The 26,636-nt window shown below is 31.9% G+C and carries 28 protein-coding genes and 1 tRNA gene; 12 read left to right on the plus strand and 17 right to left on the minus strand.

Going from position 1 to position 26,636, the window contains the following annotated elements; all coding sequences use genetic code 11:
* Positions 1-64: 64 nt before the first annotated feature.
* From G0Q09_RS03020 to G0Q09_RS03035, 4 genes are all read right to left on the minus strand, one after another.
* A complete protein-coding gene (locus G0Q09_RS03020; RefSeq protein WP_219033929.1) occupies positions 65-1,201 on the minus strand; it encodes an efflux RND transporter periplasmic adaptor subunit in 1,137 nt (378 codons plus the stop codon).
* 1 nt (position 1,202) lies between these two features.
* Entirely contained in the window at positions 1,203-5,531 is a 4,329-nt protein-coding gene (locus G0Q09_RS03025) for a CusA/CzcA family heavy metal efflux RND transporter (RefSeq protein WP_219033930.1), read from the minus strand.
* A 98-nt stretch (positions 5,532-5,629) separates the two neighbouring features.
* Complete coding sequence (locus G0Q09_RS03030; RefSeq protein WP_125349491.1) at positions 5,630-5,935, minus strand: hypothetical protein; 306 nt, start codon at positions 5,933-5,935, stop codon at positions 5,630-5,632.
* Between the two features lie 139 nt (positions 5,936-6,074).
* A complete protein-coding gene (locus G0Q09_RS03035) occupies positions 6,075-6,467 on the minus strand; it encodes a hypothetical protein (RefSeq protein WP_125349490.1) in 393 nt (130 codons plus the stop codon).
* Between the two features lie 89 nt (positions 6,468-6,556).
* On the opposite strand from G0Q09_RS03035, the gene G0Q09_RS03040 reads away from it, so the two are divergent.
* The 4 genes from G0Q09_RS03040 to G0Q09_RS03055 all read left to right on the plus strand — a co-directional run bounded on the left by G0Q09_RS03040 (position 6,557) and on the right by G0Q09_RS03055 (position 9,642).
* Positions 6,557-7,090 carry a class I SAM-dependent methyltransferase gene (locus tag G0Q09_RS03040; RefSeq protein WP_219033931.1) on the plus strand — a complete coding sequence of 178 codons (534 nt, stop codon included), beginning with the start codon at positions 6,557-6,559 and terminating at the stop codon, positions 7,088-7,090.
* Positions 7,050-7,937: a glycosyltransferase family 2 protein gene (locus tag G0Q09_RS03045; protein WP_219033932.1), complete on the plus strand. Its 888-nt coding sequence runs from the start codon at positions 7,050-7,052 to the stop codon at positions 7,935-7,937. The genes G0Q09_RS03040 and G0Q09_RS03045 overlap by 41 nt, the downstream gene beginning before the upstream one ends.
* Positions 7,938-7,944: 7 nt before the next feature.
* Positions 7,945-8,709, plus strand: coding sequence for a hypothetical protein (locus G0Q09_RS03050; protein WP_219033933.1), 765 nt, complete (start codon positions 7,945-7,947; stop codon positions 8,707-8,709).
* Positions 8,710-8,847: 138 nt separating this feature from the next.
* Complete coding sequence (locus G0Q09_RS03055; RefSeq protein WP_257468040.1) at positions 8,848-9,642, plus strand: hypothetical protein; 795 nt, start codon at positions 8,848-8,850, stop codon at positions 9,640-9,642.
* 53 nt (positions 9,643-9,695) lie between these two features.
* Here G0Q09_RS03055 and G0Q09_RS03060 read toward each other — a convergent pair whose 3' ends face one another.
* The 3 genes from G0Q09_RS03060 to G0Q09_RS03070 are packed head-to-tail and all read right to left on the minus strand — an operon-like array spanning position 9,696 to position 12,351.
* Positions 9,696-11,015: an ABC transporter permease gene (locus tag G0Q09_RS03060; RefSeq protein ID WP_219033934.1), complete on the minus strand. Its 1,320-nt coding sequence runs from the start codon at positions 11,013-11,015 to the stop codon at positions 9,696-9,698.
* A 12-nt stretch (positions 11,016-11,027) separates the two neighbouring features.
* Positions 11,028-11,960 carry an ABC transporter ATP-binding protein gene (locus tag G0Q09_RS03065; RefSeq protein WP_038330560.1) on the minus strand — a complete coding sequence of 311 codons (933 nt, stop codon included), beginning with the start codon at positions 11,958-11,960 and terminating at the stop codon, positions 11,028-11,030.
* Between the two features lie 58 nt (positions 11,961-12,018).
* Complete coding sequence (locus G0Q09_RS03070) at positions 12,019-12,351, minus strand: MGMT family protein (RefSeq protein ID WP_115000393.1); 333 nt, start codon at positions 12,349-12,351, stop codon at positions 12,019-12,021.
* Between the two features lie 41 nt (positions 12,352-12,392).
* Here G0Q09_RS03070 and G0Q09_RS03075 point away from each other — a divergent pair, with 41 nt between their 5' ends.
* A complete protein-coding gene (locus G0Q09_RS03075) occupies positions 12,393-12,938 on the plus strand; it encodes a hypothetical protein (protein ID WP_219033935.1) in 546 nt (181 codons plus the stop codon).
* A gap of 54 nt (positions 12,939-12,992) precedes the next feature.
* Here the strand turns inward: G0Q09_RS03075 and G0Q09_RS03080 are convergent, their stop codons facing one another.
* Positions 12,993-13,184: a cold-shock protein gene (locus G0Q09_RS03080; RefSeq protein ID WP_038330556.1), complete on the minus strand. Its 192-nt coding sequence runs from the start codon at positions 13,182-13,184 to the stop codon at positions 12,993-12,995.
* A 126-nt stretch (positions 13,185-13,310) separates the two neighbouring features.
* On the opposite strand from G0Q09_RS03080, the gene hemW reads away from it, so the two are divergent.
* The 3 genes from hemW (at position 13,311) to rocD (ending at position 16,561) form a co-directional block, all read left to right on the plus strand.
* Positions 13,311-14,438 (plus strand): radical SAM family heme chaperone HemW, encoded by a 1,128-nt coding sequence (gene hemW / locus G0Q09_RS03085; protein ID WP_115000397.1) that lies wholly within the window; start codon positions 13,311-13,313, stop codon positions 14,436-14,438.
* 17 nt (positions 14,439-14,455) lie between these two features.
* Entirely contained in the window at positions 14,456-15,265 is an 810-nt protein-coding gene (gene murI, locus G0Q09_RS03090; RefSeq protein WP_219033936.1) for a glutamate racemase, read from the plus strand.
* Positions 15,266-15,328: 63 nt separating this feature from the next.
* Positions 15,329-16,561, plus strand: coding sequence for an ornithine--oxo-acid transaminase (gene rocD, locus G0Q09_RS03095; protein WP_219033937.1), 1,233 nt, complete (start codon positions 15,329-15,331; stop codon positions 16,559-16,561).
* A gap of 55 nt (positions 16,562-16,616) precedes the next feature.
* Here the strand turns inward: rocD and pdxH are convergent, their stop codons facing one another.
* On the minus strand, positions 16,617-17,264 hold the full coding sequence (gene pdxH, locus G0Q09_RS03100; protein WP_115000403.1) for a pyridoxamine 5'-phosphate oxidase: 648 nt from the start codon (positions 17,262-17,264) through the stop codon (positions 16,617-16,619).
* Between the two features lie 75 nt (positions 17,265-17,339).
* Between pdxH and G0Q09_RS03105 the strand changes: the two genes are divergently transcribed.
* Positions 17,340-17,891, plus strand: a complete 552-nt coding sequence (locus tag G0Q09_RS03105) for a YqgE/AlgH family protein (RefSeq protein ID WP_219033938.1) — start codon at positions 17,340-17,342, stop codon at positions 17,889-17,891.
* A gap of 4 nt (positions 17,892-17,895) precedes the next feature.
* On the opposite strand, the gene G0Q09_RS03110 is transcribed toward G0Q09_RS03105, so the two are convergent.
* Positions 17,896-18,705 carry an aminotransferase class IV gene (locus tag G0Q09_RS03110; protein ID WP_219033939.1) on the minus strand — a complete coding sequence of 270 codons (810 nt, stop codon included), beginning with the start codon at positions 18,703-18,705 and terminating at the stop codon, positions 17,896-17,898.
* An 11-nt stretch (positions 18,706-18,716) separates the two neighbouring features.
* Positions 18,717-19,100 (minus strand): START-like domain-containing protein, encoded by a 384-nt coding sequence (locus G0Q09_RS03115; RefSeq protein WP_038330532.1) that lies wholly within the window; start codon positions 19,098-19,100, stop codon positions 18,717-18,719.
* A gap of 115 nt (positions 19,101-19,215) precedes the next feature.
* Here G0Q09_RS03115 and G0Q09_RS03120 point away from each other — a divergent pair.
* A tRNA-Met gene (locus G0Q09_RS03120) sits at positions 19,216-19,289 on the plus strand.
* Between the two features lie 60 nt (positions 19,290-19,349).
* Here the strand turns inward: G0Q09_RS03120 and G0Q09_RS03125 are convergent.
* Positions 19,350-20,219: a DUF6515 family protein gene (locus tag G0Q09_RS03125; protein ID WP_219033940.1), complete on the minus strand. Its 870-nt coding sequence runs from the start codon at positions 20,217-20,219 to the stop codon at positions 19,350-19,352.
* A 231-nt stretch (positions 20,220-20,450) separates the two neighbouring features.
* On the opposite strand from G0Q09_RS03125, the gene G0Q09_RS03130 reads away from it, so the two are divergent.
* Positions 20,451-21,500: a nucleoid-associated protein gene (locus G0Q09_RS03130; protein ID WP_038330727.1), complete on the plus strand. Its 1,050-nt coding sequence runs from the start codon at positions 20,451-20,453 to the stop codon at positions 21,498-21,500.
* A gap of 36 nt (positions 21,501-21,536) precedes the next feature.
* Here the strand turns inward: G0Q09_RS03130 and G0Q09_RS03135 are convergent, their stop codons facing one another.
* From G0Q09_RS03135 to G0Q09_RS03155, 5 genes are all read right to left on the minus strand, one after another.
* Positions 21,537-21,995 carry a GNAT family N-acetyltransferase gene (locus G0Q09_RS03135; RefSeq protein WP_038330524.1) on the minus strand — a complete coding sequence of 153 codons (459 nt, stop codon included), beginning with the start codon at positions 21,993-21,995 and terminating at the stop codon, positions 21,537-21,539.
* 52 nt (positions 21,996-22,047) lie between these two features.
* A complete protein-coding gene (locus G0Q09_RS03140) occupies positions 22,048-22,566 on the minus strand; it encodes a hypothetical protein (protein WP_038330521.1) in 519 nt (172 codons plus the stop codon).
* Positions 22,563-22,991 carry a hypothetical protein gene (locus tag G0Q09_RS03145; RefSeq protein WP_038330520.1) on the minus strand — a complete coding sequence of 143 codons (429 nt, stop codon included), beginning with the start codon at positions 22,989-22,991 and terminating at the stop codon, positions 22,563-22,565. The genes G0Q09_RS03140 and G0Q09_RS03145 overlap by 4 nt, the downstream gene beginning before the upstream one ends.
* A gap of 10 nt (positions 22,992-23,001) precedes the next feature.
* Positions 23,002-24,171, minus strand: a complete 1,170-nt coding sequence (locus tag G0Q09_RS03150; protein WP_038330518.1) for a sigma-54-dependent transcriptional regulator — start codon at positions 24,169-24,171, stop codon at positions 23,002-23,004.
* A 98-nt stretch (positions 24,172-24,269) separates the two neighbouring features.
* Positions 24,270-25,910: an AMP-binding protein gene (locus tag G0Q09_RS03155; RefSeq protein WP_038330517.1), complete on the minus strand. Its 1,641-nt coding sequence runs from the start codon at positions 25,908-25,910 to the stop codon at positions 24,270-24,272.
* Positions 25,911-26,128: 218 nt separating this feature from the next.
* On the opposite strand from G0Q09_RS03155, the gene G0Q09_RS03160 reads away from it, so the two are divergent.
* On the plus strand, positions 26,129-26,620 hold the full coding sequence (locus G0Q09_RS03160; protein WP_084106811.1) for a DinB family protein: 492 nt from the start codon (positions 26,129-26,131) through the stop codon (positions 26,618-26,620).
* Positions 26,621-26,636: the final 16 nt, after the last annotated feature.

The raw sequence follows: 26,636 nt of genomic DNA on the forward strand, positions 1-26,636 counted from the left end.
AGAACAAAATTCAATAAAAAACGAGCAATAAATTGCTCGTTTTTTATATTCAATAATTCGAAGTCTAATCTCCTTCTCCACTATTTTTCATCGCAGTCAAAAGATTATATGCTCCTTTCGAAACATAGACTTTTCCTGAATTTTGAGGAGATTTTATTTCAATCATTTTATTCGCAGAACCTCCTATTTCTACAAGAACTAATCGAAACTGATTTTTAGTTTGTCTTTCGAACACATAGTCTTTTCCTTCAAACTGAATTACAGCTTCTTCTGGTAAAACATTCGCGTCAAGCGAATTCACTTGCAATTCGATATTGAAATACATATTCGCTGTTAATCGCGTACCATTCGCATTCGTAATTCGTGCAAAAACATCAACCGTTCCATCTTCATTCACTTGATTTGAAATTGAGGTGATTTGCGCATCTAACTTTTGATCTGGTTTTGCATTGGTATAAGCTTTCAAAAATTGACCAATCTGAATGTTACTCAGATCCTTTTCAAATACTTTTACATTCAACAAAGAACGATCTGGATTAATAATTTCTAACATCGCATCTGCTGGCGAAATATATTGTCCTGTATTCGCAAAAACCTGACTCACCATTCCGCTAATCGGTGCATAAACATTGATGGTACGTCGGATATTACTCAACGAAACTGAGGAAGGATTGATATTCATTAATCTTAGTTTCTGTTCCAAGGAACTTTTCTTTACCATCAACGATTGACGTGTCGCTTTCGCTTGTTGCATCACTTTGTCACTTGCTGCCTGCTCTGCATTCAAATCCTTTTGACGAACATAATCTGCACTAGCCTGCTCTAACAATGCTTTTGTTGTGAGATAATCTTCTTGCATTTGAATATACTGCGGATCTTCTAAAACCACTAAAACTTGTCCTTTATTCACATAATTTCCTGGAATTAATGCAATTCGTTTCACATAACCACCAAAAGCATTGGTGATAGAAATAGTATTCTCTGGGGTTACAGCCGTCTTTGCATTCAACCGAATAGTTGTAGGTAAATTCTGATGACGTAAAGAGGTAGTATCAATTTCAAAATTCTTTAATTGAGCATCTGTCAACTTTAAAATTGAGGTAGAAATAGTTGCTTTTTGCTCTACTTCGGGTTTTGTTTCTTCTTTGTTACAACTCATCACAACAAGAGATGTACAAAGCATTAAGATATATTTTTTCATATTATTGTGCAGTATAAAAAGTCATTGCGGCATAAGCCTGATTACGTAGATTCTTTGCTTCTAAAAACTTTGTTTTCACTTCGATGATTTGATTATTCAGAATCACCCAATCCAAAAAATTAATCTCTCCTTCTAGTAATTGACGATTAATTGTTTTTTGTAAATCATTCGCAGCAGGAAGTTGAGATTGTTCAAAATCCCCTACCATTTCTTCGTAAGCATTTACTTTATTTTTTAATACATCAAAATCTTGTTGCAACTTCGATTGTTGTAAAGTATACGCTTGTTTTGCAAGATCAGTTTTAACTTTTGAGGCTTCGATTGACGAATTAATTCCTCTATTAAACAAAGGTAAGCCAACTCCTACTTGAAAAGAATTGTATCGATTTTTGTCCAAATCAGAAAAGCTTTGATTTGAATATCCAACTGTTAAAACTGGAACTTTTTTCGATTTCTCAACTTCAGTTTCCAGCGTTGAAGTCTGAATATTTTCTTCCGCTAATTTTAACATTGGATGTGCATCTAAAACAGATAATCCTGCAATTCCATTCCAATTTACACCATCTTTTGTTGGATAAATTTTGAATGATGAATTGGTTAAAAATTGAATTTGTCTTGATTCATTTTCTAATTCATTCTCAACTAATCTCAATTGATTTTGAATCGATTTCAACTGAATAATAGCCGTTGAAACCTCACTTCGGTTTGATTCACCTTTTTTCAAACGTAAATTTGCTTTCTTCAAAAACTCTTGGTAAATCAATTCATTTTCTTTCAATAAATCTTGTTGATATTCTGTATTTTGCATATTGACATACAAATTGGCTAATCGTTGTTTAATTTCAACTTTCGTCAATTGTTCATTTGCTTTAGAAGTACTGATCATTTGTTCGTTCAAAGCTTTTTGACGTTTAAAAACCACAGGAAATTGAAACGATTGCGAAATAGTAAACTTGTTATCAAATTCACCCGAATTCACTTGTCCAAATTCCGCAGCTATATCTAAAGGTGAAAGCGAACGATTGGCAAATACATTTTTCTCATGATAAACAGTAGTCAATTCTGCTTGTTTAATTTCGAGGTTATTCGCGTCAGCTAACTTGACAACCTCATCAAAACTCATACGTTCTTGCGCATTGGCAGTTGCTCCAAACAAAACTAAAACTAATAAAATAGCTGTAGGAATTGATTTATGACGAGTTGATTTCTTTTTAAAATGAATATTTTCGAACATAACATATAAAATTGGTAAAACAAAAAGGGTAAGAAAAGTTGCACCCATTAATCCTCCGATAACAACAGTTGCTAATGGACGTTGAACTTCTGCACCCGAACCATTACTAAGAGCCATTGGTAAGAAACCTAAAGAGGCTACAGCTGCTGTCATTAGGACAGGACGAAGACGAGTTCGTGTTCCCATAATAACAATTCGAGTTGTATTTTTAATTCCGTTATCACGTAGACGATTGTATTCTGATATTAATACAATTCCGTTTAGAACAGCAATTCCAAAAAGGGCGATAAATCCAACTCCAGCACTAATACTAAAAGGCATATCTCGCGCAGCTAAGAATAGTATTCCACCGATTGAAGAAAGCGGAATGGCTGTATAAATTAATAAACTTTCTTTGATTGATTTGAATGCAAAGAATAACAACACAAAAATCAAAACCAAGGCGACTGGAACAGCAATACCTAAGCGAGCTTTTGCATGATTCAAATTTTCGAAAGCTCCACCATAAGTCGCATAATATCCTGTAGGAAGTTTGACTTGAGCATCAACCTTTTGTTGCAACTCTTGCACAACACTCTCTATATCGCGTCCTTTTACATTAAATCCAACAACAATTCTACGTTTTGCATCTTCGCGCTGAATTTGATTTGGCGTATTTTTATAATCTACTTTTGCTAATTGATTCAATGGAATCTGAATTCCAGAAGCAGTAGGAATCAATAAATTTCGAATATCTTCTATATTCTCGCGTTTATCTTCTGCCAAACGAACCACCATATCAAAACGTTTTTCACCTTCGAAAACCATTCCAGTAGATTGTCCTGCAAAAGCCATATTAATAATTCGATTTGCTTCTCCAATACTCAATCCATATTGCGCTAATAAAGCACGATCAAACTCAATCACAACTTGCGGAATTCCATTAATTGGTTCGATATATAAGTCTTGCGCTCCTTTTACAGTATTGATTATTTTTCCTAATTTATCTGCATTATTAGCTAAACTATCTAAATTTTCACCAAATATTTTCACCACCACATCTTGTCGTGCTCCTGTCATTAATTCGTTAAAACGCATCTGAACAGGAAATTGAAATCCCGTTGAAAGTCCTGGAACATCTTCCAAAGCTTTACTCATTTTATTCGATAATTCTGGAAAAGTTGTGGCAGAAGTCCATTCTTTTTTAGGTTTCAGTACAATAATCATATCTCCTGCATCCATTGGCATTGGCTCGGTAGGAATCTCTCCACTCCCAATTTTTGTCACAACCATTTCAACTTCAGGGAAACGATCTTTCAGTATTTTAGCTGCCTTATTTGTGTATTCTATTGTTGTCGTAATATTACTTCCTGGTAAAATACGTGCTTCCACAGCAAAATCGCCTTCTTCTAAAGCTGGAATAAATTCTCCACCTAAACGAGACATCACAAAAACAGCAATAGCAAATAGAGAAAGCACAATTGCTAAAATAATAGTACGAACTTTTAAGGCTTTGATTAAATATTTCTGATGGAAAATCTCAATTTTAGCCATTACACGATCCGATAAATTTGGTTTCACTTTCTTCTTTTTACTTAAGAATAAGCTGGTCATCATCGGAACATAAGTCAACGAAAGAATAAATGCACCAATCAATGCGAAAGCAACTGTTTGCGCCATTGGTTTGAACATTTTTCCTTCTATTCCTTGTAAAGTAAAAATTGGTAAATAAACAATTAGAATAATAATTTGACCAAAAACAGCCGAATTCACCATTTTTTTAGCTGAAGAACCAACTGTTTGATCCATTTCTGTTTGTGTTAATTTGTTCTTCAACCCAAACTTTTTGTTGTGCGCTAACTGATGCATCGCCGCTTCTACAATAATCACAGCTCCGTCAACAATTAATCCGAAATCTAATGCGCCTAGACTCATCAAGTTTCCACCTACACCAAAAATATTCATCATAATAATCGCGAATAATAAGGCCAGAGGAATGACAGAAGCTACAATAAAACCAGCACGTAAATTACCTAAGAAAAGTACCAAAATAAAGACAACGATTAAGGCTCCTTCAAGTAAATTCGTTTCAACCGTATGAATAGTATTGTCAACCATTTTTTTACGGTCTAAGAAAGGTTCAATAACAACTCCATCAGGTAATGTCTTTTTGATTTCTTCGATACGTTGTTGTACATTCTTAACCACTTCGTTACTATTTGCTCCTTTCAACATCATAACAATTGCACCAGAAACTTCACCTGTATCGTTATATGTCATTGCACCATAGCGCGTAGCAAAGCCAGTTTTTACGTCTGCAACATCTCTCAATAAAATAGGTGTTCCACTTTGCGAACGTTTGACCAAAATATTTTCGATATCTTCGATGTTACCAATTAAACCTTCAGAACGGATGAATAAAGAAGTAGGACCTTTTTCGATATAAGCTCCACCTGTATTTTGATTATTCTCACTCAGTGCATCAAATAAATCATTAATTGTCAGACTAAAAGATTGTAAACGTTGCGGATCAATTGCAATTTCGTATTGTTTCAATTTTCCACCGAAACTACTCACATCTGCCACACCAGGAACGCCTAAAAGTTGACGACGAACAATCCAGTCTTGAATTGTTCTTAATTCAGTTTCATCATATTGATCTTCGTAACCTTCGGCGGGACGAACAACATATTGATAGATTTCGCCCAAACCTGTCGAAATTGGACCAAGTTGTGGTTCTCCAATACCTTCGGGAATCTCATTTTGAACCTGAATCAATCGTTCACTTACTTGTTGTCGCGCCCAATAAACATCTGTATTGTCATCAAAAACAATGGTTACCAATGATAATCCAAAACGAGAAAAACTACGAATTTCGGTAATCCCACCAATATTAGAATTAGCTTGTTCGATAGGAAAAGTCACTAAACGCTCAATATCTTCTGCACTAAAAGAAGGCGCTACAGTGATAATTTGAACCTGATTAGATGTAATATCAGGTTGTGCATCAATGGGTAATTTTGTCGCATCGTAAATACCAAATATCAACAAAGCCAACGTAAACAAACCCACGATAAATTTATTCTTGATTGAAAAATCAATAATTTTATTTAACATCGTAAAATTGTATAGATTAAAAATGTGCTAAATACAAGTTGTAAATAGCTGAAATTGGATAAATTGAAAGAATCAATCTATCATAAATCTAAAAAAAATCACGCTTGTTTTGGCGGTTGCCAGATAGAATCTAAATAATAAGTATGTAAAAAATCTTCATCAAATATTTTGATTGAAGTGGTAGAAATTTCTTTATCTAAGTGTAAAATATCAAAGAGTTTTATAGGAGAGAAAAAAAAGTCGATATGAACAAACTCAACTTTCATGAAAGGTAATTTTTGGTCAGTTTCCCAATCCGCATCAACCTCATGTCCACCATAATGATGAACTAAAAAAGTTTTCATTTCATCCAAAAAATCTCCTCCTTTATCATGTTCAATAAAATGAGAAATAAACACAGGCAATTTATATAACTGACATAATTGAGTTGAAGTTGTTATATATAAAAAAATTAAAATTTTAGTTGCCCATAGTTTCACGACCCAAATGTACAGTCAATTTTGCTTTCTTTCAAATTTAATTAATGGAAAAATCTCGTTAAACTTACTTAGAAACCTCTTTCTTCGTAAATAAATGAGAAATCACTTCGAGTTTATCATGATCGAATAAACACAAACCTTCAACATAGAAAGGTGTAAAATGAAAACTTTGTTGATCTACGATTCCAAATTCTTTCAGTTTTGGTTCGTAAACGACAAAACCTGTACGCAAGAATGGTTTTTTAGAGACTTTATACAACACAATATCATTGGTAAATAATCGTCGATTTCGTTTATCCAATATATCTATTCCAATATCTATGGTATCAAATTGTAAAGCATTTTCGTGCCAAGAAAACTCGTTATAACCTTTAAAATAGGTCACTCCATCTATCTCCTTCGCAAAACCTTCTACTTTATTTTTGTTTCGTAATCGATAATATCCAATCGTTTTCATCTGGCAAATTTGCAATAAAAAAATTTAAAATAGAAACGAGCAATATTAAAATAGATGATTAAATTTATCATCCGAAAACAACTAACACAATGTACAAAATATATCCACAAAAAAGATACAATGAAACCTTAGCTTTGCTGAAACAATTTGCTCAACCTACTGATAAAATTCTTGATTTAGGAATCAAAAATCCTTTTACAGATGTGATGTTGGAAAATGGTTTTGATGTAAAAAATACAAATGGCGACGATTTGGACTATTATTATAAGGATTTGCAAAATTATGATGCTAACTTTGTAACGGCTTTAGAAATTTTAGAACATTCGGTAAATCCAATGGAAGTGCTAAGAAATTTGCCTGGAGATAAATTATTAGCTTCAATTCCGATGCGTTTGTGGTTTTCGCCTGCTTATCGTAATCAAAATGATGCGCGAGATGTACATTATCACGAATTTGAAGATTGGCAATTTGACATGTTAATGGAAAAAGCTGGATGGAATGTAATACATCGTCACAAATGGACGCATCCATCAAACAAACTGGGAATAAGACCCTTATTAAGAAGAATTACACCAAGATATTATGCTGTCTACACAGAACGAAAAAAAGACTTTACTTACTAAATACTCTATTGTTATACCTGCACATAACGAAGAAGATTTTATTGCGATTACGCTAAATTCTCTCGTTAATCAAACTGTTTTACCATATGAAGTGATTGTTGTAAATGATCATTCAACCGATAAAACACAACAAATTGTAGAAGAATTTACAGCTAAATATCCGTTCATCAAATTAAGAAATATCTTATCAAAAGGTGAACATCAGCCAGGAAGCAAAGTGATACAAGCTTTCTTGAAAGGTTACGAAATCATTGATCCTAATTATGATATTATTGTTAAATTGGATGCTGATTTAGATATTCCGTTCAATTATTTTGAGACTATTTTAACTCATTTTAATCAAGATGAAGATATTGCAATGGTTGGTGGTTTTGCGTATATTGATAAGGACGGAAAATGGATTCTTGAAAATCTGACAGATAAAGACCATATTCGTGGCGCATTTAAGGCGTATAGAAAAAATTGTTACGAAAAAATTGGTGGATTACGCGCACATATGGGTTGGGATACAGTAGACGAATTGTTGTGTAAATATTATGGTTGGAAAGTTGTTACAGACGAATCTTTACACATCAAACATCTAAAACCAACTGGTGCTAGTTACAATAAATCGGCACTTTACAAACAAGGTGCGGCTTATTATGCATTAGGTTATGGATTTTGGATTACATTAATTGCTGGCACAAAATTGGCTTTACGTAAAAAGAAACCCACATATATTTTGTATTATTTGAAAGGTTTTTTTGAAGCTAAAATTAATGGTACAAAAAAAATGGTAAATCGAGATCAAGAAAAATTCATCCGAAATTATCGTTGGTCGAAAATGAAACAAAAAATAAAAGGTTAAATCTAACATGCGATATTGGTTAACATACACACTATTTATATTTCCATTCATCAGCTTTGCACAAAATAAGTTGATTACTGGTTCTGTGGTTGTAGACGAAGGAAACGATTATATTTCCTCAGTTTCTGGTGCTCGTATAGAAAATCTGACGTCAGAAAGTAAGACATATACAAGCCCTTCGGGTTATTATTCTATCCAAGCAAATGTTGGCGACACGATTTTGTTTGAAGCAGATTTTTTGATTCCTAGAAAAATTGTAATCAACCAAAATATTTACAACAAAGGTTTTTTACAAGCACATTTGGATATTGAAACAATTGAATTGAGTGGTGCTACAGTTGGTAAAGGTCCTTTGCAGCCTAAATATCATAAGGATAATAAAACAGATTTGTACGATAAAATGGGACTTGATCAACGTTTACGAGATTTAGAACCTAAAAGAGATATTGCCAAATTCAAACCAATGGATGTTTTAAATCCTGTTCGATTAATTGGTCATATAAATGGTTTTTACCGTGAGCAACGTCGTGTACGTAATTATGAAACAAAACTTTCTCTTGTTCAAGAAGTTAAACATTATTATCCAACAGATTTTTATACTAATCAATTACAAATTCCTGAATATAAAATAGAAGAATTTTTATATTATGTTAATGCACGTTATCCGCTTCAAGAAAAAGTTTTGAGCAGACAATTTGGTACGATAATGATTGATTTAGAATCTTATGCGAAAGATTATTTGAATGAATTAAATCAAAACAAAAATCAATAATTCTTAATAGATTTTTAAAATTTAGCCAATAAACGTTAACAAAATTGATGCTAATTTATTAAGACTTATCTTCGTACAAATAATTAAACGTATAATCACGAACAATTGAAATCACTATTTACCATTCTAATATTGCTGTTGTCGAATTTTATTTTCGCACAAGAAAAATGGGTTCAGGGAAACATTATCATTGATGATTCTGACGATACAGCAGAAGGAGTTTACGTTACAAATCTGAGAACAAATCATACAACAATTTCTAATTTTACAGGAACTTTTCTTATTCAAGCAAAAGTAAATGACACGCTAAAAATACAATCTGATTGGTACGAAAATCGACTAATTATCTTAAGACCAAATTTGTTCAATAAACAAACAATTGTAGTGCATTTAGCTGTGCAGACAATTCAATTGAATACCGCATATATTGGTCAAAAATTGACAGGAATTCTTGAAAAAGATGTCAAAAATGGAAAAAAAGCTGATGTTGTAACAAAACTTTATAAAAGTCTTGGTGTTAATCCTGATATCAAACCTATAAAAGACACATCTTCGTTGAAAGCTGGATTTTTGAGTGGAGATATTACGTTGACGAGATTGGATATTGGGCGTATTTATGATGTTTTTTCTGGTAAAGCCAAACAACGAAAAGCATTGCTTGATTATGAAGATAAATACGATAAAATTACAAAAATTAAGAATTATTTTGGTGAAGATTATTTCACAAATGATTTAAAAATTCCGAAATTCAAAATCAGAGATTTCATTGAAAATGCATTAACAAATACCGAATCTAAAATAGAATTGAATGATGTAAATTATTTCAAATTACTTCAATTATTTAATTCTTACAGTAAAATATACCTCGACTTTTTATACGGAAAAGTACCAAATAATACGAAAATCATCAAAAAAGATACGATAGACGATTAAAAAAAGAGCTTGATAAATCAAGCTCTTTTTTTAGTTTTATAAGTTGTGTAAAATTAGTTTTTATAAGAAACCCATTTAATCATTTCTTTCACAGTTGGTTTTTTACCATAAATTAAAATCCCAATTCTATAGATTTTTCCAGCAATATAAACCATAAATATTGTACTGATTAACAGCAAAAATAAGGATAAAGCTAATTGCCAAATCGGAACATCGAACGGAATTCGAGTAATCATTGAGATGGGAGAAGTCAATGGAATCATTGATAACCAAAAAGCAACTGGACCATCAGGATTTTCGAAAGTTGTCATACTTCCGTAAAGTCCAATCATCATCGGAACTAAAGGAAAATATGTAAATTGTTGCGTATCTGTATCATTGTCAACCGCAGAACCAATTGCCGCGAAAACAGAGCTGTAGAACAAATATCCTAAGATAAAATAAGAAATAAAAGCAAAAATGATTAACGGATAATTAAACGTTAACAATACTTCGCTAATTTCTGTTACTTTTTGCATCATATCTGGATTAGTCTCGGCTAATTGTGCTTGATTCATCATTTGTTGCGACATATCCATTCTTGAAGCAGCAATTGTTGGAAATAAAATCAATAACCCCATTGTCATTCCAATCCATATTGCAAATTGCGTGACTGCAACCATTGTCGTTCCTAAGATTTTACCCATCATTAATTCGAAAGGTTTTACAGAAGAAATGATAATTTCGACAACACGATTATTTTTTTCTTCAACCACAGAACGCATTACTTTTACACCATAAATCATCACAAACATGAAAATAATGTAAGTTAAAAACATCGATAATCCGATTTTCAACTCCATTCCTTTATCTTCTTTTCCGTCTGTAACGTTAAAAACATTCAGGTTAACACGTGCCTTAGAAGCTTCTAAAGCCGCTTTGTCAATACCAGATTTTGCCTGTTTTTCTTTTACTATTTTATCACTAATCGTTCTCGAAAGTTTTTCACGATCAGTAATTCCAAGATTTCCATTTGTGATTAATTCAGTATTTTTCTCAATATTATCATAATTTCCATCTGTATTTTTCGGAATATGAAGAATCGCATTCAAATATTCGCTTCCTTTCAAAGTATCTTTGATAGATTTCAACTCTTGAGGCGTGTAAATACTGAACATCATTTGTTTAGTCGATTTAAACGAGGTTACAAACTCTGTACTTTCATCTACAATTGCAATATTTTTCACTTCCGAATTATTCGCAGAACTCAAAAAGAAAATCACCGCTCCTGCCCCAACAATCAACAAAGGCGAAAGAAAAGTCATAACAATAAACGCTTTGTTTTTTACTTGAGAAAAGAACTCGCGTTGTGCAACTAAAAATATATTTTTCATTTGAAAATTAGCTTAAAGATTAGGAATTGAACTTTGTTTGACGGCTTCCAAAAACACATCATTCATCGAAGGAATAATTTCTTTGAATTGATGAACTTGCCCCACTTGCATCAATTTATCTAAAATCACATTGGTTGGTGTTTCTTTATTGTACAACAAATTAAATTCAGTTCGTTGATTAATGTTTCGTACATCCGAAATCTCAAATTCATTCGCTAAATTTTGAAGAGAATCAGCGGGAATTTCATTCAATTGAATCGAAAATTTCCCTGTCTTAAATTGATTTCTAACTTCTTCAATTGTTCCATCTAATACTTTATTCGATTGATTAATCAAAGCAACATGATCACACATTTCCTCTACAGATTCCATACGATGCGTCGAAAAAATAATTGTCGTTCCTTTATCTCTTAATTCAAGAATTTCATTCGCAATAATTTGTGCATTTACAGGATCAAAACCACTAAAAGGTTCATCAAAAATCAGCAAAGAAGGATTGTGAATAACTGTAATCACAAACTGAACTTTTTGTCCCATTCCTTTCGACAACTCGCTCAATTTCTTGTTCCACCAAGACATCATATCAAGTTTCTCGAACCAATATTCGGTACGTTTTTTAGCTTCCGCAGAAGAAAGACCTTTCAGTTTTGCAAAATACAGTGCCTGTTCTCCAACCTTCATATTCTTGTACAAACCACGTTCTTCTGGCATATAACCAACTTGACCGATTGATTTTTTCGTCAAAGGTTCTCCATTCAACAAAATTGTCCCGCTATCTGGCGCTGTAATTTGATTGACAATACGAATAAAAGTCGTTTTTCCAGCACCATTTGGTCCCAAAAGTCCATAAATAGAACCTTGTGGAATATTGATACTAAAATTATTAAGCGCAACTTTATCTTTATATTTTCTTGTTAAGCCTTGAGCTTGCAATAAAAATTCCATTTTCTATATCATTTGATTTGTAAAATTAGTAAGAAGAAAGTAAATTTTGTTACAGATTTTAATGAGATTCATTCGGATCCCATACAATTTCTTTAAAATTAATCACTTTATCATTTATAATCTCCACACCTTCATTCTCTAACAATTGCTGCATCAAACTCGAAGGATTAAAATGATGTTTTCCAGTTAACAAACCATTTCTGTTTACAACACGATGCGCAGGAACATCTTCTCGATTATGTGCATGATTCATCGCATAGCCAACCACACGCGCAGAAAATTTTTCTCCTATATATTTTGCTATCAAACCATAAGTAGAAACACGTCCTTCGGGAATTTGACGAACTATTTCATAAATTTTCTCATAAGTATCAGAAATGATTTTTGTCATAATCTAAACATTTATTGTAAATTTAAAGAAAGTAATAGAATATGAGCCAAAAAGTTCCAATTAAATCTCTTTTAAGCCGACCACGTTTTAAGGTTTTTACGCATTTATCAAAACAAGAATTTATTGATTTAATCAAAAAACACCTTGAAACAAATTCTATTGAATACGGAGGTTATGCCAATCAGGAAGTTGCGATGATTCGTGTCCGCAAAGACAAGGATAAATATTGGCACCCGCAATTACAAATCAGAATTGAAGATGACGATGATCATCCTAACTATTTGGTTGTAAGAGGAATTATTGGTCCGCCTTCTAATGTTTGGACATTTTTCGCATTTTTGTATGGTTTGAGCGGAGCTATTTTTATCACCTTAGGCTCTTATGCGGTTTCCGAATATATTGTACAAGGAAATAGTGTATGGATTTGGAGTATTCCTATTGCATTATTGATTACTTTAGGAACCTATTTAGCGAGTTTATATGGTCATTATTTGGCAAAATATCAGCTAGGAAGATTGTATCATTTCGTGAATGAATTGCTTCGTGATGCAGAGTTTTATCAAAATAGCGACGAAATCAAAGAATAAAAAAAGCGACCTAAATAGGTCGCTTACAAGAAATATGTTGAGATAATATATTAATTAGATTACTTTCACATTAACGGCGTTGATGCCTTTTTTTCCTTGTTCTAAGTCAAAAGATACTTTATCGTTTTGAGCTACTTTGTCTGTTAAACCAGAAACGTGTACGAAGTACTCTTTTCCTGATTCGTCATCTTTAATAAATCCGTATCCTTTTTCTTCATTAAAGAATTTTACAGTTCCTTTATTCATAGTATTTTATTTTCGTTGATAAAGATATAAGATTTATTTACAAAACCAATATTAATTTTTAGTTTTTTTTATAACAATTTTTTTAGCCTATAATTTCATTATAATTTTGCTTCAAATCATAATATTTTGGCAGGAATTTATATTCATATCCCGTTTTGTAAACAAAAATGCAGCTATTGCGACTTTCATTTTTCGACAAATCTTCAACATAAATCAAATTTAATTCAAGCAATTAATAAAGAACTTGAGATCAGAAAAGATGAAATTTCAACACCTTTAGAAACGATTTATTTTGGAGGAGGAACACCTTCTATCCTGTCCGAAATTGAATTAGAAAGTATTTTCGAAACGATTTATAAAAATTATTCAACCAAAAATTTAAAGGAAATTACACTCGAAGCGAATCCTGATGATTTGAATAAAGAAAAACTTAATTTCTTAAAATCAACTCCGATTAATCGTTTTTCGATTGGTGTTCAATCATTTTTTGAAGAAGATTTGAAATTAATGAATCGCGCACATAATGCACAAGAAGCTGAAACTTCGATAAAATTGGCGCAAGATTTTGGTTTCGAAAATATCACTATTGATTTGATTTATGGTTCTACGACCACAACCAACGAAATGTGGAAGCAAAATTTGCAAAAAGCAATTGAGCTGAATGTTCCACATATTTCTTCTTATGCGTTAACAGTCGAAGAAAAAACAATTTTAGATCATCAAATCAAAAAAGGAATCACAAAACCGGTTGATGAAGATCGTCAAAACGAACAATTTCAACTTTTAGTTGACACTTTAACTTCGAATGATTTTATTCAATATGAAATCTCCAATTTCGGAAAAGAAGAGTATTTTTCTTTACACAATTCTAATTATTGGAAAGGAATTCATTATTTAGGAATTGGACCTTCTGCGCATTCTTATAACGGAAAAACTCGTGCTTGGAACATTGCAAATAATTCTAAATACATACAAGCTATCAACGAAAATAATCTACCTCAAGAAATTGAAGTTTTAAATGAAGTAGAAAAATTTAATGAAATGATAATGATAGGATTGAGAACAATTTATGGAATAGATTTAAATCGAATTAATTCAGAATTTTCTCAACCTTTAGTTAATTCTTTTCATCAAGAACTCAATCAATTAATCAACGAAAATTTAGTCGAAAAGAAAGAAAATAAAATTATTTTGAAACCCGAAGCAAAATTTTTCGCAGACGGAATTGCTTCTAGATTATTTTACATCAATTAATTTGTTAAATTTGCGATATGAATGATAACAGACCAATTGGTGTTTTCGACTCTGGAGTTGGTGGTTTGACGTTTGCAAAAGAAATAAAACGTCTGCTACCAAACGAAAGTTTGATCTATTTTGGCGATACTCAAAATTTGCCTTATGGAGAAAAATCGAAAGAAGCGATTACACAATTTTCGGTAGACATTACTAATTTTTTAATAGACAATAATTGTAAAGCGATTTTAGTTGCATGTAATTCTGCAACCGCTAATTCGTTGAAAGAAATTAGAGAAGCTGCAGGAAAAGATGTTCCTGTTATCGATGTTATTTCGCCTGTTGCGGAGAAAGTTTCGTTCGAATTAAGAGAAAAGATAGGTGTTATTGCAACAAAAGCAACTGTAAATTTGGGCGCGTACAAGAAAGCAATTCGTCGTCGAAATAAACATATTACGGTTATTGAAATGGCTACTCCTCTCTTAGTACCTGTTATCGAAGAGGGTTTTACAAATTCTACGATTTCTAAAGCAGTTTTAGAAACGTATTTATTGAACAAAAAATTAGAAGGAATTGATTCGATTATTTTAGGATGTACGCATTATACACATCTGGAAAAAGAAATCAATCAAGTATTTGAAGGAAAAGTTGATATCGTAAATTCACCTTTAATTGTCGTGAATCAAGTAATTTATCAATTGGCAAAAGAAGGAAAATTGGCTGCGAAAGATACTGTTGCAAACTATACATTTTATATTTCTGACAATACAGATAATATTATAAAAGTGGCAAAAAAATTCTTTGGAAAAGATATTCAATTAATTGAGAAAAATTTAGAAACGAAATAGAACCGACCATTATTTGTCGGTTTTTTTATAAAATATTACGAACAAACAAAAACAAATCATTACATGGAAAAATCAGCAGAATTAATTGCATTAGAAGAAAAATACGGAGCGCATAACTATCACCCACTTCCAGTTGTATTGGAAAAAGGTGAAGGTGTTTACGTTTGGGGTGTTGATGGAAAAAAATATTTCGACTTTTTATCAGCTTATTCAGCTGTTAATCAAGGTCACTGTCATCCTAGAATTATTAAAGCGTTGAAAGATCAAGCCGAAAAATTAACGTTAACTTCTCGTGCTTTTTATAATGCGGAATTAGGAAAATACGAAAAATTTATCACAGAATTATTCGGTTTCGATCAAGTATTGCCAATGAATACGGGTGCAGAAGCTGTAGAAACAGCGCTAAAAATTGCTCGTAAATGGGGTTACGAAAAGAAAGGAATTCCAACTGGTGAAGCGATTATTGTAGTATGTAAAGACAATTTCCATGGTCGTACAACTACTATTATTTCTTTCTCGAATGATGAAGATGCACGTAAAAATTTCAATCCTTACACAAGTGGTTTCGAAGCTGTAGAATACAATGATGTTGAAGCTTTGAAACAAATTTTAGAAGAAAAAGCAGATAAAATTTGTGGATTCTTAGTAGAACCAATTCAAGGAGAAGCTGGTGTTAATGTACCTTCTGAAGGATATTTGAAAGCTTGTGAAGAATTATGTAAACAACATAATGTTTTATTTATCGCGGACGAAATTCAAACAGGAATCGCACGTACAGGAAAAATGTTAGCAATCGATCACGAAAATATTGATGCTGATGTTTTAATCTTAGGTAAAGCCGTTTCAGGTGGAGCTTATCCAGTATCTGCAGTTTTAGCAAATGATGAAATAATGAATGTCATCAAACCAGGACAACACGGTTCTACTTATGGAGGTAATCCATTAGCTGCGGCTGTTGCTACAGAAGCTTTGCAAGTTGTTTTGGACGAAAAATTAGCTGAAAATTCTGAAAAATTAGGACAAATTTTTAGAACAGAAATCACGAAAATGGCTGAAGAATTTCCATTATTCAAATCAGTTCGTGGAAAAGGTTTATTAAATGCAATTTTAATCAACGATACACCAGAATCTGAAACAGCATGGAATTTCTGTGTTGCAATGAAAGACAACGGATTATTAGCCAAACCTACACACGGAAACATCATTCGTTTCGCTCCTCCTTTAGTGATGAACGAAGAACAATTACACGAATGTTTAGCGATTATTCGTAAAACTGCACAAGAGTTTAAGAAATAATCAAAACATAATAAACACACAAAAGCCTCTTAATTAGAGGCTTTTATTTTATATCTTAAGGTGCTAAACGCTCTTTTTTCCAATCAAAATCGTCTTGTAAAACATAACGAACTCTATCGTGTAAACGACTTGGACGTCCTTGCCAAAACTCTATCTCAGTTGGGCGAATCAAGAAACCTCCCCAATGTGCTGGACGAGGAATTTCTTTTCCTTCGTATTTTTTTTCTAATTCCAATTCCTCTGCCGCCAAATCTTCGTGCTCATCAATCACAGAACTTTGCGCCGAAATCCAAGCGCCTAACTGGCTACTTCTTGGACGTGTTTCGAAATATCCATCCGAATTATTATCCGAAGTTTTTTCAGCCACACCTTTTATAATAATCTGTCTTTCTAGAAATGGCCAAAAAAATGACAAACAAACTTTCGGATTTTCTAATAAAGCTTTTCCTTTCTGACTGTTGTAATTCGTATAAAAAATAAAACCTTCGTCCGTATATCTTTTCAATAAAACAACACGCGTTCTCGGAAATCCATCTTCACCAATCGTTGCAACAGACATCGCATTTGCTTCATCCACTCCATCCGATTCTTCAGCTTGCAGAAACCAATCACGAAATTGTTCGATCGGATTTTCTCTTAACGAATCAAAATTCATCGACTGTTTTTCGTAAACTTTTCTTTTATAACTTAAATCTTGTTTCATTAATGATTATTTTATATTTTTAAACAGCTAATTGTATATTTCGTTAAGATTTCACGTAACAAAACCGAAACAAAAATGTCTATCAAAAGTATAAAAAAAGGAGCTATTTTGGTCGCAAAACCAACATTAAGTAACGATATTTTTCAGCGAAGTGTAATTTTAATTACAGAACACTTAGAATCTGGAAGTATTGGTTTTATTCTTAATCATTCATCTCATATTCCGATTAGTATTTTTGTATCTGAAATGGAGTCTGCATCTATTGTTTTTGAAGGTGGACCTGTCGATAAAGAAAACATCTATTATATTCACAAACGACCTGATTTAATCAGAAATAGTGAAAAAATTACTGAAAATTTATATTGGTCTGGCGTATATGAAGATGTGCGTGATGCAGTAAATCAGAATTTGATTAGTCAAGATGAAATCAAGTTTTTTATTGGATATTGTGGTTGGGCACCAAAGCAAATCAAAGATGAATTAAACAACAATTCGTGGGCTGTAACGGATTTGGATTTTGATATTTTTGAGCGTTGGGATGCTGATTTGTGGAAAAAATTGATGAAACAGCTTGGAGGTGAGAACTTAATTTGGCTAAACACCCCCGCTGATCCTTCTATGAATTAATCGATTATAAATATTTAAAAATCGATTTTGTTTTGTCTAAAGTGTATTCTTTTTTACGATTTTTGGTAATTGGTAAAATTCCAATTCCATCAATCAAAATGAAAACTTCTTCTGCCTTCTGAATTTCAAATGGAAAAATTTCGACTTCTTCTACTTTAAATTCTTCGGCTTTATTAATTTTTGTAATGAAATTATTTCTCAAAACACTAGTAATAACACCTTCTTCTTTTTTCGGTGTACGAATCGTTTCTCCATTCACAACAAAAATATTTCCTCGTAAAGAACGCGCCATTTTTTTGTTTGCATTTAGCAAAATAATATCAGCATAATCATTCTCTAAACGATAGATTTCTGCAATATTTTCTTCTGGACGATACGTATTTACAAGTGAATAAAATGCAGTATTGATTGCATAATCTTTGTAAACATCAATTTCGTTTTCAGCTTGTAAAAACTCCCAATCATTTTCACTATTTTCAATGGAAATCAAATAATTGATGGATGCTTTTAGATAATCGCCCTCATCATTTCTGAACGCAAAAAATTCTACTTTCCCTGATTTGGTCTGATTTGCTTCTGCTAATAAATTGATTTGTTCTTGAAAAAATTCTGGTGTAAAATCTAACGGAATATTCATACGGTAAATACGCATAGAAGCCATTAGATTGAAATAATGATCTTCCCAATCAATAATTTCACCATTTACAAATCGCAAAATTTCTTTTACAGCATCACCATTACGAAAAGCTCTGTTCTGAATTCCTATTTCTGCATTTGCTTTTTCGACAATAACGCCACCTAAGTTAATTTTCAAAATAATAGATTTTAAACAGATCCTAAGATTTTTTTTAGATCTTCAATTTGACTTTCCCACAATTGTTTTGATTCTTCTACTTCGTCTTCATCAGCAAAATCTGTAATAACTAATGATACATCGTTCGTTAAATCGTCTTCTACAATTGTTAATTCGAAGAAATATTTTGTATCTTCATCATATTCCCATTGAAAGCGCACGTATCCATCTTGCTTAGATTTCATCAAAAATGCAGATTCTTCGTGTCCATCCCAAATAAAAGTATATTTTTCTCCACGAGAATTTACGTTATCTGCAAACCATTCTGATAAACCAGAAGGGTTTGAAATATAGTTATATAGCAAAGACGGTGAAGACTTGATTGAAAATTCTACTTGATATTTCTTTTTTGGCATAATTCTATTTTATTGAAGTCGCAAGATATAAAATGAATTGTATCTACCAAAGAAAATCAAAATAAGTTTTGTTATAAAATCTAAAAAAAATTACCTTTGCAAAAATTAAAATTTAGGCGAGGTAGCTCAGATGGTTAGAGCGCAGGATTCATAACCCTGAGGTCGGCAGTTCGATTCTGCTCTTCGCTACACAAGAAAAGCCCAAACAGACAATCTGTTTGGGCTTTTGCTTAACTACTAAAACCTATACTAATCTAAATAACCTACTACTTGATAAGCTCTTGTTCCTCTGTTGTAAATTTTTTGGTACAAAACACCTCCAAATTCATACAGATATTCGCCTCCATAATCTACTCTTTCATATCCTGCTGGTAACGCATATACGATAGCACCTAGAGGAGCTTGAACTACTTCATAATAATTTCTATTTGGGCTGTAATAAACACCTTCGTAGAAATAATATGGATTTCTATTACCAATATTAATTGTTACATAACCTACTGGTAAAATATTAATTCTAAATCCTACGTATGGCATATATCTCACATATCCACTGTTATAAGGACGATAGTAAATACCATTGTTTCCGTAGAAATTATAACTATTATACGAATACTTGTTATAGTTTCTTACATTCACATTAGAAACTGGTCGGTTTCCTCTGTTGTATGAGCTAGAATTTATACGAACTGGATTGTTGTAGAAATCTCTGTTTTTTAAACTCTCAGATCTATTACCTTGATTACCTTGGTTATTTTCTCTGTTATTTCCACTATTATTCCAATCTTTATTAGAACTTGATCTACTACTTACAATCGCTGTATTATTTCTATCTATACGTGTACTCGTTTCACGTTCAGTTCTATTTGTAGAATTTTTCCAAGATTCATTCGTAAAATTACCTCGATCTATTCTTTCTGTTCTATTTCCTTCAATACGACTAGTTCTATTTTCTGTTCTAGCCATTTCAGAGCGTCCATTCCCTTTACTTCTTGAAGTTGCTTCTCTTGAAGAAGAACTTCTCTCACCACCTCTTTGACCTCTATCTTGAGCATTTACACCAACAGCTAACATGGCTGTAAAAGCTACTCCTAAAAGTGTAAATTTAATATTTTTCATCACCTAACTTTTTAATAAATTAAGACATTTCTCCTAATACTATTTCCGTGCCATAATTATAAGTTTAAACCATAGAAAATGTTATAATAATCAAAATAATTTATAAGCCATTCAAATTCAATGAATTGCATTAACAATTTTGTTTGACAATTTTGTTAAATATTTTTATTCCTGACATCGTTTGTATTGATTTCTGAATTGATTACTTTTGTTTTTAAGAAATTATATAAAATGATTGACGTTAAAAATGCTTACATCGCCTTTATTAGTTTACAAAAAGTTGGACATAAAGTTCGAGAAGAAGCTAACATTTTTGCCGATAAAACACTAGAATACGATGAATCTAAGGAAGAACAATTGGTTCCTTTCTTATTAAGTCCGTTCAAAAAAACACTCGAAATTAATCGTTTCACGCATTATACAGAAAAATTAGAATTTAATGTTTTGTACAATCAATGCAAGCAAATGTTTGATGAAGAAATAGATTTTATCGATTTTTCGCAAGAAGTTTTAAGTCATTTATACGAGAAATCATTGCATCCGCAGATCAAAAGTGGTGAAGTTTTTATTGCCCTTTTCGAAAATATGATGTTCGACGGAATTCCTTGCCGTGGAATTGGAATTTATAAATTAGAGAATAAGAAGAAATTCTTGCGTTTCGACGAATCGCGTGGTTTAGATTACAACATTTGGAAAGGTTATAAGCTAGAAGGAATCGACAAAGCCTGTCTTATTCTTGATGCTTATCGCGACGAAGGTTTCCGCGTCTACTCTATCGATGATAAAAATGTGGAGTCAGAATATTGGAAGAAAAATTTCTTGGAAATTGATTTGATTAAGGATAACAATTACCATACGAAGAAATATATGGAGTTGATTACAGATTTCTCGAATGATTTTCTTTTGGATAAAACAGACAAAAAACAACAAGCAGAATTTATCTCAAATTCGATAAATGTGTTGAATTCGAATGAAGTTGTAACGAATGAAATTTTTGAAGATCAAGTTTTGAAACCTTTCGAAATTATTGATGAATTCAAAGAATATAAGAAAGATTATAGCGAAAATAATCGTGTTGAATTTGTGGAAGCTTTCGAAGTTTCAGTTCCAACTTTGATGAAAGAATCTAAGAAAATTAAAAGTGAAATTAAATTAGATACAAAGATTAACATCAAATTAGATTTGACAAATCCTGATGCAGCTGAAGAATATTTGGAGCGTGGTTTTGACGAAGAAAAGAAAATGTATTATTATAAAGTCTATTTCAATTCTGAACAATAAATTAAAGGCTCCTATTTTGGAGCTTTTTTTTTGATATTAATTCAATTTCAAAATACATTGATGATTCAAAATCTCAAAACCATTTTTCAGCCAAAAACCTTTTGCAAATTGATTTTCAGCTGTAAATTCTAATTCAATATATGCTTGATCGTTCAAGAAATTTATCGCTTCTTTAACCAATTTAGAAGCGATGTTTTGATTGCGATAATTTGCATCAACATACAACGAATCTATTCTTCCTTTTGATTTAATCACAAAATATTTCGGACGAAGATGTTTCGAACAAATAATATATCCCGTCAACTGATTTTCTATTTCGGCTACAAATATTTTTATATTCTGTTGATGTAAAATTCCCTTGAAAAAATCATCAATATCATGTTTGTAGGTCAAATCTATTTGATACAATGCATTAAACTCTTGATGATGTTGTAACAATTTTATCATCATTCTTTTCAGTTCAGGAATATCATTTTCTACGGCAATTCTTATCATATCTAAAAATAAAAAAATCCAGTTAAAAAACTCTAACTGGATTTACTAAAAACTATTGTTTATCTAGTTTTATTTTGTCTTGACCTTGTTGCAATTGATACAACTCTATAATATCCTCAATTGGATAATTAAACCAATCAACTTGTTTTTTGATTTTCGAATTTTGATCTAAATACAAATATGTCGTGAATTTCATCGCTGGAAACTTCATTCCATTATAGGTATAAGGCGAAAATTCTCCGTTTGCAATAATCATCGAATCGTTAGAAAATAATTCATTTACTTTCAATAATTTATTATTTTCATATTGCATCGTTTGATCACTCCAACGAATAATATCATTCAATAAATAACGCGGGTCTACCGTAGAACCTCCCGAATATTGTGCTACATTTTCATATACCAAACTATCATTGTAAAAAGACAACATTTTCTTGTAATCTTTTCGAGATGAATAATTTTCGAAAAAACGTTTTCCTAATTCATCATTTTTACTGGCTGAAGAAGAATTACAACTTACTAAAAAAGTAATTGCAATAAGACTTAAAATCCATGTAAATTTTATTTTCATTTGTCTGAAATTCTTGTTAAATAATTTTCACCATTATCATCAGCCATTCCATCTTCATTGAGAATCATAATCTCCGAATTGTCCGACCAACGTAAAAATTGAAAAGGTAATTTTTTCTTTTTTGAATCAATCTCCATCAACGATCCATCATCTTTTTTGAATAATTCTCCGTTATAAGATTGACCTTTGTATTCAGCAGTAAATTTATCATCTGCTAATTTCAAAACAATTTTATCCCCAAAATATTTTCCTTCAAAAACACCCTTATAAACAAGCGTTTCATTTGTAAAAACAGAATTTTTTTCTAAAGACAATACATCTTCATGCGATAAGCTATCTGAACTTTTATCCACTTCTACATTGTCCTTTTTACAAGAAAATAAAAAGAGTTGACTGATAAATAGCAAAAAGAAAATCTTTTTCATCTGAGATGAATTATTTTTTCACGAATTGTTCAACATCTTTTCTCGAAATTGGATCATCACCCAAAATCAATAAACGTTCAACAACATTTCTTAACTCACGAATATTTCCTGACCAATCTAATTCTTTCAAAGCATCATACGCTGAATTATCAAAAGATTTTTGACTTGTTGTATCAGTAATAAAATGTTCAACCAAAGCAGGAATATCATCTTTACGATCATTAAGTGCTGGAACATTAATGATAATTACCGCTAAACGATGGTATAAATCCTCGCGAAAACGACCTTCCTCAATCTCTTTTCGTAAGTCTTTATTTGTTGCAGCAATTACACGAACATTTACATTAATCTCTTTCTCAGAACCAACTGGCGAAACTTTTCCTTCTTGTAGCGCACGCAAAACTTTTGCTTGAGCAGAAAGACTCATATCCCCTATTTCATCTAAGAAAATTGTTCCTTCATTTGCTAATTCAAACTTACCTTGTTTGTCTTTCACAGCTCCGGTAAACGACCCTTTCACGTGACCAAATAATTCACTTTCAATTAATTCCGCTGGAATTGCAGCACAATTTACTTCAACTAAAGGTTTTACATTACGATTACTTTTTTCGTGTAAATGATGTGCAACCAACTCTTTTCCTGTTCCATTTGGACCAAGAATCAATACACGAGCATCTGTAGCAGCCACTTTATCTATAATTTGTTTCACTTCTGCAATTGCAGGAGCATCACCAATCATTTCATATTTTTTAGCAACTTTTTTCTTTAATGCTTTGTTTTCTTTCTTCAATTCTTTGTTCGAAGATAGCAACGATTTACGGTCTAAAGCATTACGAACAGTCGTCAATAATTTATTAAGATCTGGTGGTTTTGAGATAAAATCGTACGCACCTTTTTTGATCGCATCTACAGCCAAATCAACATCTCCGTGCCCCGTTATCATCACCATTGTTAAATCAGGATTGTATTCCATCGCTTCCGATAAAACTTCCATCCCATCTTTCAACGGCATTTTTATATCACTTATAATTAAGTCGTATTCTTTTTCTTTTATTTTTTCAAGCCCTATAGCTCCGTTTTCAGCTTCATCCACATTCCATTTTGGATTTTCGTCCATTAAAATGCTTTTCAAAACGTTGCGAATTGCCTGTTCATCTTCGATTAATAAGATATTTGACATCGTTTAGATCGTTTATTTTTGTAAAATTAAAATAGACTCAAAGATAATTGAAATTATTATTTTTGAGTCTACTTTTGATATAGATTTTAATACTTTTTTTAAGATGTTTTCACTTTTCGTGCATTTTCTAAACCTAATTCTTTTATAGAAACTTCTCTCATTTCTATTTTTCGAATTTTCCCTGAGATAGTCATAGGGAATTCTTGTACAAACTTCCAATATTTAGGACGTTTGAAATGAGCAATGGATAAACAATAAGCCTTCAATTCGTCTTCTGTTACACTAATACCATCTTTCACTTTCACCCAAGCCATTACTTCTTCTCCATATTTGATACTTGGAACGCCAATAATTTGAACATCAGAAATTGATTCATGTTCGTACAAAAAATCTTCAATCTCTTTTGGTGAAATATTTTCTCCTCCTCTGATAATAATATCTTTAATTCGTCCAGTAATATTAATATAACCATCAACATCCATAGTCGCTAAATCACCAGTATGCAACCAATTATTTTCGTCAATAACTTGCGCAGTTGCTTCCGGATTGTTCCAATATTTTTGCATGACGGAATAACCTCTTGTACAAAATTCACCAGCAATTCCACGAGGTAAAATATCTCCTGTTTGCGGATCAATAATCTTAATTTCTAAATGATCTTGAACTGTTCCAACCGTCGAAACTTGCTTTTCTAAAGGTGTTCCGATAATAGTTTGTGTAGAAACTGGCGAAGTTTCTGTCATCCCATAACAAATCGAAACTTCTTTCATATTCATTTTAGCTTGCACTTTCTTCATAATTTCAATCGGACAAGGCGAACCAGCCATTACACCAGTTCTCAAAGATGTTAAATCGAAACGATCAAAATTTGGTAATTCTAATTCCGCAATAAACATCGTCGGAACTCCATAAAGTGATGTACACTTTTCCATTTCGACTGCATTTAAAGTCTTTGCAGGATCAAAACTATCCGAAGGAATTACCATACAAGCGCCATGCGAAGTACACGCCATATTACCAATTACCATTCCGAAACAATGATAAAATGGAACAGGAATACAAACACGATCACGATGCGTATAATTTAATCGAACACCAATAAAAAAACCATTGTTCAATAAATTATGATGCGTTAAAGTTACTCCTTTTGGAAAGCCTGTTGTTCCAGATGTATATTGAATATTTACAGCATCATCAAACTGAACAGATTGCTCTATTTGATGCACTTCTGAAGTCGAAATTTCTTCTCCTTTAATCAAAAAATCATCCCAATTTTCTTCAAAAATAATGATATGTTTTAGTAATTTCGCATTCTCTTTTACATTATTCAACATCACTTTATACTCACTTGTTTTGAAGCTTAAAGAAGCAAAAACTGCAGAAATTTCAGCTTGATTTAATACAAATTCGAGTTCATTTTCACGATAAGCAGGATTCAAATTAACCAAAATCATTCCCACACGGGCCGTTGCATATTGTAACAATGTCCATTCCGCACGATTTGGCGCCCAAATACCTACGCGATCTCCTTTTTGCAAACCAATTGCAATCAATGATTTTGCTATTTGTTCGGTTTGTGAATAAAATTCTGTATACGTCGCTCTATAATTTTGATCTACGCAAACCAAAGCCTCTTGTTGCGGATATTTTGCAACTGTATTTCGTAAATTTTCGCCAATTGTTTCTCCTAAAAGAGGATATTGTGATGCACCACTTGAGTATGATAAGTTAGAAATCATGCGCTTATATTCTATGTTTTTAAAATTACTTTCCAACTCAAACTTAACAACGATTTTCAGGAAAATAAATTTATCAAATACAAGATTTATGATTTCTAAAAGAATCGTATTTTTTTATTAAAATCAAAAATGAATTCAAAAAAATGAAGGTTTATTTTTAACAAATACTTAAAATAACTCCATCAAATTATCCTTAAATTTTAAAAAATTACTGAAAAATGAATACAATAAACCACGACAATTATACTTCTATTTACGATGGAATAGAAGTTGTAGATGCTTTACAGACACGTATTGCTGACATCAAGAAAACATTAATAATTGTAACAGAATTAGATAAATGGGATTATGCATATGCAGAAGGTAAATGGACGATCAAAGAAATGATACAACATTGTATAGATTGCGAACGTATTTTTTCTTATCGTGCGCAACATATTGCGAGAGAAGATTCACAAACATTAAATTTCTTCGATGAAAACGCCTATGTATTGACTTCGAATGCAAATGAAAGAAAGCCTGAAGAATTAATAAAAGAATGGACTAATTTGATGAAAGCAACTTACTTTCAGTTTGAATCTTTTAATGATCAAACTTTAAACAAAATAGGAAAAGTTGGTAATCGAGAGTATTCTGTTGAGAAAATCGGTTATGTAATGGCTGGTCATTCCATCCATCATATGAATGTAATTAATGAACGATATTTATAAAAAAAGTCAGCTTCTA

The organism is Empedobacter falsenii, assembly GCF_019308355.1.
Taxonomy (GTDB): domain Bacteria; phylum Bacteroidota; class Bacteroidia; order Flavobacteriales; family Weeksellaceae; genus Empedobacter; species Empedobacter falsenii_B.

Excerpts from the sequence above, each read along its gene's own strand:
- G0Q09_RS03035 (WP_125349490.1), bottom strand. The coding sequence starts at position 6,467 with ATGAAAACGATTGGATATTATCGATTACGAAACAAAAATAAAGTAGAA.
- G0Q09_RS03115 (WP_038330532.1), bottom strand. The coding sequence starts at position 19,100 with ATGCCAAAAAAGAAATATCAAGTAGAATTTTCAATCAAGTCTTCACCG.
- G0Q09_RS03080 (WP_038330556.1), bottom strand. The coding sequence starts at position 13,184 with ATGAATAAAGGAACTGTAAAATTCTTTAATGAAGAAAAAGGATACGGA.
- G0Q09_RS03025 (WP_219033930.1), bottom strand. The coding sequence starts at position 5,531 with ATGTTAAATAAAATTATTGATTTTTCAATCAAGAATAAATTTATCGTG.
- G0Q09_RS03020 (WP_219033929.1), bottom strand. The coding sequence starts at position 1,201 with ATGAAAAAATATATCTTAATGCTTTGTACATCTCTTGTTGTGATGAGT.
- G0Q09_RS03145 (WP_038330520.1), bottom strand. The coding sequence starts at position 22,991 with ATGAAAAAGATTTTCTTTTTGCTATTTATCAGTCAACTCTTTTTATTT.
- G0Q09_RS03045 (WP_219033932.1), top strand. The coding sequence starts at position 7,050 with ATGCTGTCTACACAGAACGAAAAAAAGACTTTACTTACTAAATACTCT.
- G0Q09_RS03060 (WP_219033934.1), bottom strand. The coding sequence starts at position 11,015 with ATGAAAAATATATTTTTAGTTGCACAACGCGAGTTCTTTTCTCAAGTA.
- G0Q09_RS03070 (WP_115000393.1), bottom strand. The coding sequence starts at position 12,351 with ATGACAAAAATCATTTCTGATACTTATGAGAAAATTTATGAAATAGTT.
- murI (WP_219033936.1), top strand. The coding sequence starts at position 14,456 with ATGAATGATAACAGACCAATTGGTGTTTTCGACTCTGGAGTTGGTGGT.
- G0Q09_RS03125 (WP_219033940.1), bottom strand. The coding sequence starts at position 20,219 with ATGAAAAATATTAAATTTACACTTTTAGGAGTAGCTTTTACAGCCATG.
- G0Q09_RS03130 (WP_038330727.1), top strand. The coding sequence starts at position 20,451 with ATGATTGACGTTAAAAATGCTTACATCGCCTTTATTAGTTTACAAAAA.
- G0Q09_RS03160 (WP_084106811.1), top strand. The coding sequence starts at position 26,129 with ATGAATACAATAAACCACGACAATTATACTTCTATTTACGATGGAATA.
- pdxH (WP_115000403.1), bottom strand. The coding sequence starts at position 17,264 with ATGAAACAAGATTTAAGTTATAAAAGAAAAGTTTACGAAAAACAGTCG.
- G0Q09_RS03135 (WP_038330524.1), bottom strand. The coding sequence starts at position 21,995 with ATGATAAGAATTGCCGTAGAAAATGATATTCCTGAACTGAAAAGAATG.
- G0Q09_RS03050 (WP_219033933.1), top strand. The coding sequence starts at position 7,945 with ATGCGATATTGGTTAACATACACACTATTTATATTTCCATTCATCAGC.
- G0Q09_RS03065 (WP_038330560.1), bottom strand. The coding sequence starts at position 11,960 with ATGGAATTTTTATTGCAAGCTCAAGGCTTAACAAGAAAATATAAAGAT.
- G0Q09_RS03140 (WP_038330521.1), bottom strand. The coding sequence starts at position 22,566 with ATGAAAATAAAATTTACATGGATTTTAAGTCTTATTGCAATTACTTTT.
- G0Q09_RS03075 (WP_219033935.1), top strand. The coding sequence starts at position 12,393 with ATGAGCCAAAAAGTTCCAATTAAATCTCTTTTAAGCCGACCACGTTTT.
- G0Q09_RS03040 (WP_219033931.1), top strand. The coding sequence starts at position 6,557 with ATGTACAAAATATATCCACAAAAAAGATACAATGAAACCTTAGCTTTG.
- G0Q09_RS03155 (WP_038330517.1), bottom strand. The coding sequence starts at position 25,910 with ATGATTTCTAACTTATCATACTCAAGTGGTGCATCACAATATCCTCTT.
- G0Q09_RS03105 (WP_219033938.1), top strand. The coding sequence starts at position 17,340 with ATGTCTATCAAAAGTATAAAAAAAGGAGCTATTTTGGTCGCAAAACCA.
- rocD (WP_219033937.1), top strand. The coding sequence starts at position 15,329 with ATGGAAAAATCAGCAGAATTAATTGCATTAGAAGAAAAATACGGAGCG.
- G0Q09_RS03150 (WP_038330518.1), bottom strand. The coding sequence starts at position 24,171 with ATGTCAAATATCTTATTAATCGAAGATGAACAGGCAATTCGCAACGTT.